The 15,664-nt window shown below is 43.9% G+C and carries 12 protein-coding genes; 5 read left to right on the top strand and 7 right to left on the bottom strand.

Translation table 11 applies throughout. From position 1 onward, the window contains the following. Window positions 1-364: 364 nt before the first annotated feature. Both guaA (DW033_RS23105) and guaA (DW033_RS23100) read left to right on the top strand, forming a co-directional pair. Window positions 365-1,885, top strand: coding sequence for a glutamine-hydrolyzing GMP synthase (gene guaA / locus DW033_RS23105; RefSeq protein WP_122383204.1), 1,521 nt, complete (start codon window positions 365-367; stop codon window positions 1,883-1,885). Between the two features lie 51 nt (window positions 1,886-1,936). Then, window positions 1,937-3,244, top strand: a complete 1,308-nt coding sequence (gene guaA, locus DW033_RS23100) for a glutamine-hydrolyzing GMP synthase (protein WP_005854978.1) — start codon at window positions 1,937-1,939, stop codon at window positions 3,242-3,244. A gap of 88 nt (window positions 3,245-3,332) precedes the next feature. Here the strand turns inward: guaA (DW033_RS23100) and DW033_RS23095 are convergent, their stop codons facing one another. The 7 genes from DW033_RS23095 to DW033_RS23065 form a co-directional block, all read right to left on the bottom strand. Then, window positions 3,333-4,070, bottom strand: coding sequence for a DUF1080 domain-containing protein (locus DW033_RS23095; protein WP_005854980.1), 738 nt, complete (start codon window positions 4,068-4,070; stop codon window positions 3,333-3,335). A 109-nt stretch (window positions 4,071-4,179) separates the two neighbouring features. Further along, window positions 4,180-4,878, bottom strand: coding sequence for a 16S rRNA (uracil(1498)-N(3))-methyltransferase (locus tag DW033_RS23090; RefSeq protein ID WP_005865012.1), 699 nt, complete (start codon window positions 4,876-4,878; stop codon window positions 4,180-4,182). 31 nt (window positions 4,879-4,909) lie between these two features. Continuing rightward, window positions 4,910-6,226: a NupC/NupG family nucleoside CNT transporter gene (locus DW033_RS23085; protein ID WP_005865014.1), complete on the bottom strand. Its 1,317-nt coding sequence runs from the start codon at window positions 6,224-6,226 to the stop codon at window positions 4,910-4,912. Next, complete coding sequence (locus DW033_RS23080) at window positions 6,223-6,864, bottom strand: bifunctional nuclease family protein (protein ID WP_005854990.1); 642 nt, start codon at window positions 6,862-6,864, stop codon at window positions 6,223-6,225. Before DW033_RS23080 ends, DW033_RS23085 begins: the two co-directional genes overlap by 4 nt. 72 nt (window positions 6,865-6,936) lie before the next feature. Continuing rightward, window positions 6,937-8,937 (bottom strand): ATP-binding protein, encoded by a 2,001-nt coding sequence (locus tag DW033_RS25130; protein ID WP_229103523.1) that lies wholly within the window; start codon window positions 8,935-8,937, stop codon window positions 6,937-6,939. 237 nt (window positions 8,938-9,174) lie between these two features. Next, window positions 9,175-9,972 carry a M48 family metallopeptidase gene (locus DW033_RS23070; protein WP_008773322.1) on the bottom strand — a complete coding sequence of 266 codons (798 nt, stop codon included), beginning with the start codon at window positions 9,970-9,972 and terminating at the stop codon, window positions 9,175-9,177. An 8-nt stretch (window positions 9,973-9,980) separates the two neighbouring features. Next, window positions 9,981-10,910, bottom strand: a complete 930-nt coding sequence (locus DW033_RS23065) for a DUF5106 domain-containing protein (protein WP_034530440.1) — start codon at window positions 10,908-10,910, stop codon at window positions 9,981-9,983. An 81-nt stretch (window positions 10,911-10,991) separates the two neighbouring features. On the opposite strand from DW033_RS23065, the gene DW033_RS23060 reads away from it, so the two are divergent. The 3 genes from DW033_RS23060 to DW033_RS23050 all read left to right on the top strand — a co-directional run bounded on the left by DW033_RS23060 (window position 10,992) and on the right by DW033_RS23050 (window position 15,476). Further along, the gene (locus DW033_RS23060) at window positions 10,992-11,879 is read left to right on the top strand and encodes a LysR family transcriptional regulator (RefSeq protein ID WP_005865024.1); all 888 of its coding nucleotides are present in this window, start codon (window positions 10,992-10,994) and stop codon (window positions 11,877-11,879) included. Between the two features lie 109 nt (window positions 11,880-11,988). Continuing rightward, on the top strand, window positions 11,989-13,044 hold the full coding sequence (locus tag DW033_RS23055; protein ID WP_048928650.1) for a YeiH family protein: 1,056 nt from the start codon (window positions 11,989-11,991) through the stop codon (window positions 13,042-13,044). Window positions 13,045-13,130: 86 nt separating this feature from the next. Next, complete coding sequence (locus DW033_RS23050; RefSeq protein WP_005865028.1) at window positions 13,131-15,476, top strand: transglycosylase domain-containing protein; 2,346 nt, start codon at window positions 13,131-13,133, stop codon at window positions 15,474-15,476. Window positions 15,477-15,664 lie beyond the last annotated feature (188 nt).

The raw sequence follows: 15,664 nt of genomic DNA, 5'->3' as shown, positions 1-15,664 counted from the left end.
TCAGACTTACAAAGCTGTATGCTTAATCCCCCAGGTTTATCGGGTGAGCCGTTGTCGGGCGGTTCGCTGTTTTCATGGCTTCCCTTGGCCGGATCCTTAGGGGGATTTGTGGTTTTCCTCTTGAGGTATTCATCTTCTAATGGCTGTTGCATGATCGTCCACCATCCGTTGCATGATCATGCAACAGTTGGTGGACGATCATGCAACAGATGGTGGATAATGAATGTCTCAGGAGGAAAGGCGTAATAGGACAAGGGAAGATCTTTTAAAAGTATCGTGATAAGGAAGAATATTTGCCCAGTGTGTTTATGCTTCCCGAATTTATTACTACCTTTGCGCCACTCAATTAAATAATCATAATTGCATGCACGAGAAACTTATTATTCTTGATTTCGGCTCGCAAACAACCCAGCTTATCGGCCGTAGGGTCAGAGAGTTGAATATGTATTGTGAGATCGTTCCTTATAACAAATTCCCGCATGACGCTACCGACGTGAAAGGTGTGATCCTTTCCGGAAGTCCTTATTCCGTATACGACGAGAATGCCTTTAAGGCTGATTTGACCGAGATACGGGGGAAGTATCCCGTCTTAGGTATTTGTTATGGAGCGCAGTTTCTAGCTTATACATCCGGAGGTAATGTTGAACCGGCTAATTCACGTGAGTATGGACGTGCTAATTTGTCGCACATTGATGGTGAGGATGAATTACTGAAAGGGATCCATGTGGGTTCGCAGATATGGATGTCTCATGGAGATACGATTACCGTATTGCCGGATAAATTCAAGGTGATCGCCAGCACGGACGACGTGAGGGCTGCCGCTTACCATGTGGAAGGTGAGCAAACGTGGGGCGTTCAGTTTCATCCGGAAGTATTCCATTCGACAGACGGTACGAAGTTGCTGGATAACTTCTTGAATATTTGCGGATGCGCCAAGGATTGGACACCGGCTTCCTTTATCGAATCTACCGTAGCTGAGTTGAAGGAGCAATTGGGAGATGATAAAGTGATCTTGGCTCTTTCCGGCGGTGTGGATTCATCTGTTACAGCCGTATTGCTGAATAAGGCGATCGGTAAGAACTTGACTTGCATTTTCGTGGATCATGGTCTGCTGCGCAAGAATGAGTTCGAGAACGTAATGAGGGATTATGAGCATTTAGGATTGAACGTGATCGGCGTAAACGCGAAAGATAAATTCTATAAAGCCTTAGCGGGCGTTACGGAACCGGAGAAGAAACGTAAGATCATCGGCAAAGGATTTATCGATGTCTTCGATGAGGAGGCGCATAAGCTGAAAGATATCAAGTGGCTGGGGCAAGGTACGATTTATCCGGATGTGATTGAGTCGCTTTCTATCACAGGTACGGTTATCAAGAGCCATCATAATGTGGGTGGACTTCCGGATACGATGAACTTGAAGCTCGTCGAGCCGCTTCGTCTTCTTTTCAAGGATGAGGTTCGCCGTGTCGGTATGGAGTTGGGTATGCAACCGCATTTGATCAAGCGCCATCCGTTCCCGGGACCGGGATTGGGTATCCGTATCTTGGGTGATATCACGCCGGAAAAGGTACGTATCCTGCAAGACGCTGACGATATCTATATGTCATTGATGCGTGAGTGGGGACTTTACGATAAGATTTGGCAAGCTGGGGTAATCTTACTTCCGATTCAATCCGTAGGTGTAATGGGCGATGAGCGTACCTATGAGAATACGGTAGCTTTACGTGCGGTAACTTCCACGGACGCTATGACCGCCGATTGGGCGCAGCTTCCGTACGAGTTCCTCGCCAAAGTTTCCAACGAGATTATCAATAAGGTGAAAGGCGTAAATAGAGTCGTGTACGACATCAGCTCGAAGCCGCCTGCAACCATCGAGTGGGAGTGACATTTGTCTTAGGTATAACAAAGTGTAAAATCAATAAAATTTAAAAGTCACATGAAGCAAGATATGATTGTTATCTTGGATTTAGGTAGTCATGAGAATACGGTGTTGGCTCGTGCTATTCGTGCGTTAGGCGTTTATAGTGAGATTTATCCGCATGACATCACGGTTGAGGAATTAAAAGCCTTGCCAAATGTGAAAGGTATCATTATCAATGGTGGCCCAAACAATGTTATCGACGGTGTAGCTATCGACGTGAATCCGGGTATTTACGAGATGGGCACTCCTGTAATGGCCGCAGGTCATGATAAGGCGTTGTGCGAGGTTAAATTACCGGAGTTTACGGATGATGTCGAGGCGATCAAGGGCGCTGTCAAGTCTTTCGTGTTCGATACTTGCAAGGCTGAGGCAAACTGGAATATGACGAATTTTGTCAATGACCAGATTGAATTGGTAAAGCGTCAGGTAGGGGATAAGAAAGTTCTGCTGGCCTTGTCTGGAGGTGTCGATAGCTCTGTAGTAGCCGCTTTGCTTTTGAAAGCGATCGGCGATAAATTGGTTTGCGTGCATGTGAATCATGGTTTGATGCGTAAGGGCGAGTCCGAGGATGTCGTTGAGGTCTTCAAGAACCAGTTGAATGCCAATTTGGTGTATGTAGACGCTACAGATCGTTTCTTGAACAAGCTAGCTGACGTGGAAGATCCGGAGCAAAAGCGTAAGATTATCGGTGGTGAGTTTATCCGTGTATTTGAGGAAGAAGCTCGCAAATTAGATGGAATCGATTTCTTGGCTCAAGGAACGATCTATCCGGATATCGTGGAGAGTGGAACGAAGACGGCTAAGATGGTGAAATCCCATCATAACGTAGGCGGTCTGCCGGAAGATTTGCAATTTGAGTTGGTTGAGCCTTTGCGTCAATTATTCAAGGACGAGGTTCGTGCTTGTGGCGTAGAGTTAGGTTTGCCTTATGACATGGTTTATCGCCAGCCGTTCCCCGGACCGGGTTTGGGCGTACGTTGCTTGGGCGCTATCACTCGTGATAGACTGGAAGCGGTACGTGAGTCGGATGCGATCTTACGGGAGGAGTTCAAGAACGCCGGATTGGATAAAAAGGTATGGCAATACTTTACGGTAGTACCCGACTTTAAGTCGGTTGGCGTACGTGATAACGCCCGTTCTTTCGAATGGCCCGTGATTATCCGTGCCGTCAATACGGTAGATGCCATGACCGCTACGATCGAGCCGGTTGATTGGCCTATCTTGATGAAGATTACGGATCGTATTTTGAAAGAGGTGAAGAACGTGAACCGTGTATGCTACGATATGTCTCCGAAACCGAATGCGACAATTGAGTGGGAGTAATTAGGCTTACTTATTAAACAGATATAAAAAGGCCCGGTGATTTATCTGAATCCCGGGCTTTTTATTTATATACGATAGATTCGAAGAACTATTTTAGTTCACGGATCTTGATATTACGGAACCAGATCGGATAGCCATGATCTTGCAGACCGATATAACCTTCTTTAGAAATACCTTCGGTAAAGCCCGGGAAGTTCTTGAATTTACTGTTAGCTACCAAATCATCCCACTCTTTGCTCCATAAAGTATACTCAACAACTTTCTTACCATTTTGGGTATGCGTTACTTTTCCATCTTTTACACGGATTACGATCGTATTCCACTCGCCGGCAGGATTAACTGTTTTCGGATCTGCGGGAAGCATGTCATATAGAGAACCTGCTAAGTGGTTCGCTAATTTGTTGTCGGTTGCGTCCACGTTATCTAGTACCTGTACTTCGGGAGCTGCATAATAAATAGGTTTACCGGGTACTTCGCGTACATAATAGAAGATACCGGAGTTTCCCATCTTGCTCGCTTTCCAGTCTACCGAGAGCTCGAAGTTTTTGAATTTCTTGTTCTGGTAAAGGATATCGCCATTAGCGCCTTGTCCCGGTTTCTTACCTTCGCCGGTAAATACTTTCATGGCATTGTCTTCTATAACCCAGTTTGCGGGCATAGCGGTACCGTTACATTGGCGCCATCCAGAGAAGTCTTTTCCGTTGAATAATAATTCCCAGCCAGCTTTTTTTTCCTTCTTAGTCAATGTATTCGGAGTTTGAGCGAAACAGGGGATAGCCATAGCTATGGCCGAAAGAATCAAGAATGATTTGAACAACTTTTTCATGTTACTTAAATTGTTATTAGATTAGATTTGTTAATATCATTACAAATGTAGCAATTTGCTTAATAACCCTTATGAGGATTAACGTATTTTTAATGGAAATAGGATTATTCTATTGATTTAACACATGAATCGTATGGCAAGCTACTAGCGCAGCCGTTTCCGTACGCAGCCGGCTCTCTCCTAAAGAGATCGGCTCGAAGCCATTCTCTTGAGCCAGCTTGATTTCTTCCGGGCTAAAATCACCTTCCGGTCCGATGAGGATTAAGGCATTCTCTCCCGGCTGATACGTATGTTTTAATAGTGGCTTCTCGCCTTCCTCGCAATGGGCGATAAACTTACGCCCGTCAAAGGGAGTGGCGACAAACTTCTTGAAATCTGTCATTCCTTCTAACGCCGGCAAAGTCGCTTTCTGGGATTGCTTCATGGCACTGACCAATATCTTCTCCAATCGAATCGGCTTGATCTCTTTACGCTCTGAGAAACGACAATTCAAACAGGTGATCGCATTGATCCCTATTTCCGTCGCTTTCTCCACGAACCACTCCATCCGGTCCATGTTTTTGGTAGGAGCTATGGCTATATGGAGATTGAAGTTCCAGAGATCGGGTTGTTTCCAACTCTCTAAGAGGGTCACCTCACAATGTTTGGGATGCGCCCGGCTAATAGCCGCTTTATAAAAAGAGCCTTGCCCATCCGTCAATACTATCTCATCGCCTTCACCTAGACGAAGTACCCGTATACAATGTCCTGCTTCTTCTTCCGGTAATTCCGGCTTGATAGTTATATCTGGTGTATAAAAAATCTGCATGACCATCTAATTTTCAATTCTCAATTCTCAATTACCCAAGGATCATACCAATTATAGTAGCCGATAGCACAGAGACCAGGGCTCCGCCGATCATGGCCGGTAGGCCGATACGTGAAATTAATCCTCGTTTTTCCGGGGCTAATACGCCCAATCCGCCTAATAAGATACCGATAGACGATATATTAGCGAATCCGCAAAGGATATAAGTAGACATCAAGATCGATTTCTCATACATGAATAATCCGGCATCTTTCCATTGCTGCAATTGGAAATAGGCGACAAATTCGTTCAATATGGTCTTTTGTCCCAATAAAGAACCAACTAACATGATGTCTTGGCTGGGAACCCCGATCAACCACATGAAAGGAGAGGTGATTACACCCAGTATAAACTGGAAGGTCAAGCCCTGCGCCTTACCGTCCGTAATCTTTACAATCCAGTCGTTCAGTCCGGTATAACGTCCTATCACACCTTCCGTAATATAATTCGCTAACGCTACAAGGGATATGAATACCAATAACATCGCGGCAATATTCGTCATCAACTTTACGCCGGTAACCGTACCCGATGAGATGGCATCTAGAATATTCGAGTTCTCTTTTTCCTTACCGGAGATAGCTACATGGTCCGTGGCTTCTTCCGTCTGCGGACAAAGCATTTTCGCTAAAACGATTGAACCCGGTACTGCCATTACGGAAGCCGAGAGCAAGTGAGTGGCGAATAAAACCTTCGCCGCCGGGTCTGTTCCTCCCAACATACCTATGTAAGTACCCATTACGGAACCGGCGATCGTACCCATTCCGGATACCATGACCAAAAATATCTCCGAACGATTCATCGTCGGCAGGTAATTCTTGATCAACACAGGAGATTCTGTCATTCCCATAAAAATATTACCGGCGGCCACTAATCCCTCCGAGCCGGATATATTCATGAATTTACGCAATACCCACGCAAAGGCACCGACTACTTTCTGGATAATCCCCCAATGGTAAAACATGGAAACCAAGGCGGAGAAGAAAATAACAATCGGTAGCGAATGAAGCAAGAAACTGAATCCTGCCGCTTTAGAGGCATACGGGCCTAATAAGAAAGTAAGACCGGCATCCGTGAAGTCCATCAACTTAACAAATATCTTGCCACATCCTTCCAATAGGATTCCGACGAACGGCACATATAAAACCGCCAAGGCGAATACGATCTGCATGAACAAACCTCCACCTACTAATTTCCAATCGATCCGTTTACGGTCATAACTCATCGCATAGGCGATACCTAAAATCGTAATGATCCCAAGCAGACCTCTTAAAAGTGAGACCAGTCCGAATCCTCCTTGTTCTCCAATCATTTGTTTGTGTCCTCCTCTTCTTCTCGACGGCGCAACTCGTCTTTATACATTTTCGCGTATTCGTAATTTTCGTCCGCTATAGCGTCTTCCAATCGCTCGTTTATTTCTTGGATATCCAATAGGCTTAACCATTTCTTTAACTGGGCTTCGTCCTTAATCTCATCCGGTTCTAATTCTAATAAATTGTCATCCTCCTCCGGTTCGTCAGCGGGGATGGACAGGGTGTCTTCCAGTACGACACCGCATTCCTTTACAATCTCCTCGGAAGTAAAGATGTCGCAATTTACGCGAAGCGCTATGGCAATCGCGTCGGAAGTACGAGAGTCCAGCTTTATCGAGCGCTCACCGTCGCTAAACTCTAATTCTGAGTAAAACACACCATCTTCGAATTTGTATATGTAGACTTCCTTAAGAATGACGTTGAAGGCTTGCGCAAAAGTGGCGAATAAGTCGTGTGTTAATGGACGAGGAGGTACGATATGCTCCAAAGCGATCGCTATAGACTGTGCTTCAGCGGTTCCTACGATGATTGGAATTCGCCGTGGACCATTTTCCTCTGCCAAAATTAACGCATAGGCCCCGGATTGAATTTGGCTGTTCGCTAATCCTTGAACCCTTAATTTTATTCTTGTACTCACAGATCTGAAATTTAAAATTGTATACAAAAGCAAAAGTAATATTATTTTCGGGATTATCGCGAATAAATGTGATTAATCACTTTCAGTGTGTTTGGGGTTAAGGGGAAGGATAATGGAAAAACGGCTTCCTTTTCCTATTTCGGACTCTACGGCGATATACCCATCGAAACGTTCGGCTATCACTTTGCAAATGGATAGTCCCAAGCCGGTACCTTTGGCGAATTCATCCAGTTTCGTGAAACGATTGAAAACGGCGTCTTGCTTTTCTTTCGGGATACCAATGCCGGTATCTTCTACGAAAATATGTACATGCCGCTCTTCCTCTCGGTATTCATAACCAATCAATATATATCCCTTTTGCGTGAATTTAATAGCGTTGCTAAGAAAGTTGGTAATCACTTGTGTCAACCGAAACTTATCCGTGGGAATGGATATGCTTTTTTCCGGTATTTGCATACGAAGTTCTACGTTCTCCGGCATTAAAACTTGGAAAGTCTGGTAAATCGTGCTTATTAATTCATTTAGAGAATATTGCTGGAAAGAGAATGACATACGGCCCGATTCGATACGGGAAAGATCTAAGATATCATTGATAAGGTTCAATAACAGATCGCTGTTCGTATTGATTAACTCGGTAAAGTTTTCCCGTTCTTCCTTACTAAGCTCGATGTCTGTGTTCATAAGATTCGAGAATCCGACAATAGCGTTCAATGGAGTCCGTATCTCATGGCTCATATTCGCTAAAAATGCCGATTTCATTTGGTCGGACTCTTTAGCCTTCTCTAAGGCTACTTCCAGTTCCTTGTTCTGTTTTACCAAATTGGCTTGCGCTAATTTCTTATATTTCTGTTCTCTGGAATATAGCTTCCATAATCCCGTGGCAACGATATTGATAAAGATGAACGCTACGCAAATGAAAGCGATCAGCTGTTTCTTGTATAGCTCATAAAAAGGGATATTGACTAAACGGGCATAAGAAGGGATCTTCTCGATAGGTATTCCCCATGCTTTTATGGTATGCCATACGAGAATATATTCCTTACTGCTTTCTTTGATCGGAATTTCTGCGACAGGGGTCCCTTTCAACACTAACGAAGCCATTTCCGCCTGTTCTCGTGCTTGTATTTCTACGGATGTGAAATAACCTCCGATGTATCGATTCCGTCTTTTAGCCGGATGATATTGAATCGGTTCGTAATGAGCGGAGAAGCTGGGATAATTGACTAATTGATAAAAAGCTTCGGAGGTATGATCGTATTTTATATCTAGATAAGTGCTTTGATCCAGAGTGCCGGACAAATTAAAGAGCAAAGAAGATCCCGGTAAAACTCGGTATGGAAGGGTATTTATTTTTGCTATACAGTTTTTTCCCGGTAGCGACCGTATCTGAGTGCCATTTTGGGTAAGGTCTATGAGCCTCTTTACAAATAGACTGTCATTTGTTCCGATTTTATCTAACTCTAGCCCCCGGATTTTAAGGCGGATTATTTCTATTTCCGGGTGTCCTTGTATTTGTTGCCAAAAGTCATTAAAGGATTTTCTTCCAAGGATTGTCCGGTCGCAAGGAATCTGGATTTGCAATACTCCGAATAATTTATGTATAAATTCTATATTCTTGATGAAGTCTTGTTTGTCGTGTAGTCCGGTAAGATTGGGGTACTTCTTTAAAAGCGACCAATTCGGATAATTTACGCCGGCGAAAACAATCGGTATTTCTTTTAGATACGGGTGTCCGCAAGCTAATAAAGAGTAGCAAGCTTGATCATCGTTTACTAATATGATATCGGGTTTAATCTCTTTGATCGAGTCAATATAATTATACATTCGGGCTATTTCGGCACTATCCAGATATTGCTCGCAATCTAGATAGAATGTATGAATCTTCGGGTTTATTTTTTGCTTATTGAATGTTCGTTCCAGCACTTCATTAAAAATCGGGTAGGTATCTTTCTTTTGCTCAAAAGAATGGATAAGCACAACTTTCTTTTCTTCTTTTTCTTGGCAACCTAGGGTTAACAAAGAGACAAGAAATATGAATATGGCAAAAATTAAATATTTATGTGTGTGTTTCATGATTCTTAATAGATAGATCTTTTGCAAAGGTAGAAGTTTTTTTGATTATCAAAGCAAAAAAAATGGTTATCCGTCACGGACGACCAATCTTCATTGCTAACCTTAAATCTAATACCATGAAAAACACGGTGCAAATATATAGTATTTTATGTTGTACAGCATGATTTCGTGGCGTAAATCCTTGATACGTTAGCTTTATTTTAATAATAGTCCGTCCTGCTAAAGGACCGTTAACAGTTATTGCTTGCTTTTCACGTACTCATCGGCCTTCTCTTTTACCCGATCGGCACGTTTTTGAGTCTCGGGATGGCTTGAGAACATCTGCATAAACTTGGACGATTTAGCTTCCGACTCACTCAGTTGTAACAATTTATTTAATGAGTTAGACATTCCGTACGGATCTCGCCCGTTATCTATACAAAACTGGAAACCGAATTCGTCCGCCTCATACTCTTGTTTCTGGGAATATTGAGCGCCGGCCAAGGCCTGTGCCATGTCTCCCAGTTGAGAGTCGGTCAGTTTGGATACGGTTCCACTTACAGCTCCGGCGGCGTTTTTAGCGGCGGAGGTCAAGTAAGCGTTTTTCATGGCGTCTTTAGAGTCGGAATGAACGACGTGCCCGATCTCATGACCGATAACGGCGAATACCTCGTCATCGTCCATGATTTTCATCAATCCGCCACATACGCGTACACTTCCGTCTCCACAGGCGAAAGCGTTTACATCTACTACATTATATACTTTAAAGTTTAAGTCTAGGCCGGAAACTTTCTTTACATTGGCGGTCAAGCGTTCCAAGCGTTGTCCCATTTCCGTATCCGGACCTGCTACCTCGTTATGAGTGTCCATCCATTGGATGTACTCTTTTGCCATTTTGGCTACATCCTCGTCGGATAGAGTAGCGGCATGCGCTACATCAGTTGCGGCATTAATCACTTTTTTCGTATTAATGGTCTTGCCGCCAATCTTGAATTGGGCGGAAACCGTTAGGCTCACTCCTGCTAAGAAAGCCAAGGACAATAAGATTTTTTTCATGTTTTAAATTAGTTAGTTGTTTGTGATAAATAATTTTCGATCTGTTGAAAAGTAGCGTCTTTCAACAATACTTTTTTCTCTTTGTTTAATAGATATAATGTGGGTATCGCTTTTAAGTCGTAGATCTCGTCGTTTTTAAGCGAAACACTTTTGTCGTATGAGTTGATCCAATCTTTAGGCATGACGGAAACATGCTCTTTCCATGCGTCCAGATCCTCGTCCGGATAAACGGCTAAGATCTTTAGTTTGTTGCTTTTTGAAAATTCATTGATCAAGAAGGACGATTCCATTTGTCTGGTTATTTCTTGACAAGCATGGCAGTCCGGATTATAGAAAAATAATAATAGATAATCCGCTTTTATATTGTATAATTTCCCGGTTTTTCCGTTCGCTAATGTGTACGTGAAATCGGTCGCAGGCGTCCCGATTCTGTTTTTTAATGCGAGCTCTAGCAAATGGGCGGGACGTATCTTTTCCACATCGCTTAATGACGAGGATTCGGTAAGATATTCCAATACCGCTATATACATTTCCTCATTCCTTAGGGGGGAGTTCGGATCGTATAGATATTTCTCCATCATCTCGGAAAAGTACTGAAACATGGCACTGTCTTGTTCTGTTTGTTTCATCATCGCTTTTACGGAAGAAGACATAGCCGCAGGCGAGACATAGTTCATCAAATCTATATAGTTGGATAATGCCTGCTCGGTCACTTGAGGTTCATGGATATAGGTCGTATCCTTGAAGTCGAATTTATCCCAATAATGTTTCACTAAATATTCGGCCCTTTCCACCGGGTCTGTGATTAGGGTGGGGACTGAGACCATTTCAAAGGTGGGTGGCGCTACATTGGATTCTTCCGTTTTTTGATTGCGTTGACCACTGCATGCATTGACGGTCAACGTCAACAATAAAACATATAGATATTTCATATTCATTCATATATTTATGTTTCAATCCACAAATATATAGTATTATTTTTATCTTTGTTAAATTAAAACGGCAAAAGATAGAATATCATGGATTTTCGATTAAAAGTATTTCATAGCGTAGCTTGTAACTTAAGCTTCACGAAAGCGTCCCGGGAATTGTTCATTAGCCAACCCGCTATTAGCAAGCATATCCATGAGTTGGAGGTTCAGTATAAGACGCCTCTCTTTGAACGAACAGGTAGCCAGATCCGTTTAACTCGTGCGGGCGAGTTGTTGTTTTCGCATACCCATTCCTTATTGGCTTCGTATCGTCAATTGGATTTCGAGATGAATCTGTTGACAAATAATTTTCTGGGGGATTTACATTTAGGTGCCAGTACGACAATATCCCAATATGTTCTTCCGCCCGTGCTTGCTTTATTCATTAAGATGTTTCCGGATATACATGTATCTGTATTGAATGGGAATAGCCGGGATATAGAGTTGGCTTTGCGAGATGGAAAAATAACGTTAGGATTGGTGGAAGGGACTACCCGTCAAAATACGATGCATTATATACCTTTTATGAAGGATGAGTTAGTGGTTGTCACTCATGTAGGGTCTAAGTTGGCTGCTTATGACGAACTGACGTTGGAACAACTTTGTGCTTTGCCCGTAGTACTTCGTGAAAACGGCTCCGGTACGCTTGAGGTCTTGGAGGGGACCTTGGCAAAACACCAGATCAAACTGTCGCAATTGAACGTATTATTGCAGCTAGGTAGTACGGAGAGTATCAAATTATTCTTGGAAAATTCCGATGCTTTGGGAATTCTTTCTATTCGGGCGGTGACACGTGAGCTGATGGCAGGACGTTTGAAAGTGATAGAAATTGAGGGCTTTAAGGCCGAACGGACTTTCTCCTTTGTGGAGCCGCAGGGGCAGAACAGCGGTATGGAAGAAAGTTTCATGCGTTTTGCCAGTCAACATTGGCAATAACTTTAGGTTATTCGCTATAAAAACTTGTGAAGTAAGGGATCGGATGAAAATATGTACTTTCGCGAACGAAATCAAATAATGATATGTTGTACTAAATAAATCAATAATTATGTTTAGTGAAAAACGAGGTAACGTATTACATGGTGTCTTGCTGATAGCTCTTTTCTCTTGTTCCGCATTCTATATCGCGGAGTTCCAGTTTATTAAACAATTGTCATTCAGTCCGCTGATTGTCGGCATTATTTTAGGTATGTTGTACGCCAACAGCCTGAGAAACCATTTGCCGGAGACGTGGGTTCCGGGTATCCTGTTTTGTACTAAGCAAGTGCTTCGTGCGGGTATCGTACTATATGGGTTTAAGCTGACCTTCCAGAGCGTGATTGCGATCGGCCTTCCGGCAATCCTGATCGATATGGTGATCGTGGTGCTTACCATCTTGATCGGTGTTTGGGTGGGGCGATTGATGAAAATGGATAAAGACCTTGCTTTACTGACCGCCACGGGTAGCGCTATTTGCGGGGCTGCCGCGGTATTGGGCGCTGAACCGGTCGTGAAGTGCGAGGCTCATAAGACGGCGGTTGCCGTATCGACAGTCGTGATTTTCGGTACGCTTTCTATGTTTATTTATCCGGTGATGTACCGTGCGGGTATTCTTGATTTAGACCCGGAGCAAATGGGACTTTATACGGGTGCGACCTTGCATGAGGTAGCTCATGTGGTAGGAGCCGGTAACGCTATGGGAAAGGAAATTTCGGATGCGGCTATTATCGTGAAAATGATTCGTGTGATGATGTTAGCTCCTGTGCTAGTGGTCATGAGTTTCATGTTGGCTCGAACCGCCGTGAAGTCCGTGGTTAACGGGGGGAGGAATGGCGGAGGCGTTGCCCCTTCTCGTGGTAAGATCACTATTCCTTGGTTTGCGTTTGGTTTCTTGGCCGTGATTGGTTTCAATTCGTTCGACTTGCTTCCTCATGCGGTTGTAGATGGGATCAATCAGGTAGATACATTCATGCTGACAATGGCCATGACTGCTCTTGGTACGGAGACTAGTATCGAGAAATTTAAGAAAGCTGGCGCTAAGCCCTTTGTTTTGGCCGCTATTTTATATGTTTGGTTACTAGCTGGTGGTTATTTGTTGGCGAAATATGTGCCTCAACTTGCATAAGATCGTATTTTCCTCTATTTTTGTGATCTTAAATAGGTCGTTGTGGATAAGATGAGTCTTTTATCCATACCGTGAAATATAAAAAGATGGCATCAAAGATTACAAAAGGTATCCTTATTTCTTGTTGGATAGTATACCTCGCTATATTAGGGGCGGTGGTAATGGTGTTTATGGCGATAGCGAATGGTTCAATTGGTTATATGCCTCCGGTGGAACAATTGGAGAACCCGATTGATAAATATGCTTCCCAAGTTATCTCCTCGGACGGAAAGGCGTTGGGAGCCTATGCGCATAGCAAAGACAATCGTATTTACGTGAATTATGAGGATCTTTCTCCGGATTTGGTGAAAGCCTTGATCGCTACCGAGGATATCCGGTTCGCCGAACATAGCGGTATCGACGCGCAGGGTTTGTTTCGTGCCATCGTGAAGCGGGGTATCTTGATGCAAAAAAGCGGTGGTGGCGGTAGTACCATTACCCAGCAATTAGCGAAGCAATTATTCTCGCCGAGTGCCGATAATATGATGGAACGTCTTTTCCAGAAACCGATCGAATGGGTGATCGCGGTTCAATTGGAACGTTATTACACAAAGGAAGAGATTATAAATATGTATCTGAATAAGTTTGACTTCTTGTACAATGCCGTGGGAATCCAATCCGCGTCTCGTGTGTATTTTGGAAAGACCCCTAAAACCTTGAAGATCGAGGAAGCCGCCACGTTGGTAGGCATGTGCAAGAACCCTTCTTATTTCAATCCGGTTCGCCATAACAAGCGTACCATCGGCCGTCGTAATACGGTTTTGGAGCAGATGGAAAAGGCCGGGTACATAACCAAGGCGGAATGTGATTCGTTGAAGGCTTTACCCTTGGTCGTACATTTTACCCGTATGGACCATAAAGACGGTTTGGCTCCTTACTTCCGTGAATACCTTCGTCTGACAATGACTGCGAAGAAACCGGAGCGTAAGGATTACGCCTCTTGGCAATCTCAGAAATTCAGTGAGGACTCATTATCTTGGGCGACGAATCCATTATATGGATGGTGTAACAAAAATAAAAAAGCCGACGGAGAATACTATAATCTTTATACGGATGGCTTGAAAATCTATACGAGTATCGATTCCCGTATGCAGAAATATGCGGAAGACGCTGTCCGTGAACATATGAGTAAAGATCTTCAACCGGCTTTCTTCCGGGAAAAGAAGGGACGTAGCTATGCTCCGTTCTCAAGAGACGTAAGTGTCGGTCAAGTAGACACGATGTTGATGCGTGCGATGCACCAGACAGATCGCTACCGGGCGATGAAAAAGAGTGGAATGGCTGAGGCCGATATGCGCGAGGAGTTTGAGAAGCCTGTCGATATGCGTGTGTTTAGTTGGGATGGTCCGATCGATACGATCATGTCTCCTTTGGATTCGATTCGTTATCATAAGAGTTTCTTGCGTACGGCGTTTATGTCGATGGACCCTCGCACCGGGCAGGTCAAGGCATATGTAGGTGGTATTGACTATAATGACTTCCAATATGATATGGTGAATGGCGGTCGCCGTCAGATCGGTTCTACCATGAAACCGTTCCTTTATTCGTTGGCGATGATCGAGGGGATCAGTCCTTGCGACCAGATGCTACATGTGCAGCAGCAGTTGATGGACGAGAACGGCCGTTTGTGGGTTCCCCGTAACGCCAGCGCGAAGCGAATCGGCGAGATGGTTACGATCAAGTGGGGATTACAGAACTCGGATAACTGGGTAACCGCTTATCTGATGAGCCAGCTCTCACCTTATACGTTTGTTCGTTTGCTTCATTCTTTCGGTTTGAAGAATCATATCGATCCGGTTATCTCGGTCTGTCTGGGTACTCCGGATGTATCGGTGGGTGAGATGGTCGGGGCCTATACGGTATTTGCCAACAAGGGCATCCGGGTAGAACCTTTATTCGTGACCCGTATAGAAGATTCATATGGAAATACAATCGCGAACTTTACCCCACAGATGAGTGAGGTGCTGACGGAAGATGCTTCCTATAAGATGCTACATATGTTGAAAAGCGTAATCGACGGTGGTACCGGAGGACGTGTACGTTTCCGCTACGGTATCAAGGCGGAGATGGGTGGTAAGACCGGAACGACCCAGAATAACTCCGACGGTTGGTTCATGGGATTTACGCCTAGCTTGGTTTCCGGCTGCTGGGTAGGCGGCGAGGACCGTTCCATCCATTTCGACCGCTTGGCGGAAGGGCAGGGAGCGAGTATGGCGTTACCGATTTACGCCCTTTATATGCAAAAGGTTTATAAAGATAAAACGTTAGGCTACTCGGAAGACGAGACTTTCGAGATCCCCGAGAAATACGCGAACCCATGTAGCGAAGGAGGGGAGGAAGATAGCCCCACGACCCCACCGGATACGGGAGGTATCGATAAGATGTTTGAGTGATAATAATCAGACTATTACAGTTTTTTTAAATTCCCCGTAAGGAAAACTTTTGTTTCCCTATAGCAAAACAAAAGTTTCTTCAGCAGGAAACTTTTGTTTCTTCCAATAGAAACTGCAGTTATCTTTATGGAAAACTGTCTTTTCCTGATTTATCTAGACACTTTTTTTGTTTATAAACGTAATCAGTA

The sequence above is a fragment of the Parabacteroides sp. AF39-10AC genome (assembly GCF_003635405.1).
Lineage (GTDB): Bacteria > Bacteroidota > Bacteroidia > Bacteroidales > Tannerellaceae > Parabacteroides > Parabacteroides distasonis.
Note: the sequence above shows the minus strand (reverse complement) of the source record. Positions and strands in the feature narration are given on the sequence as shown.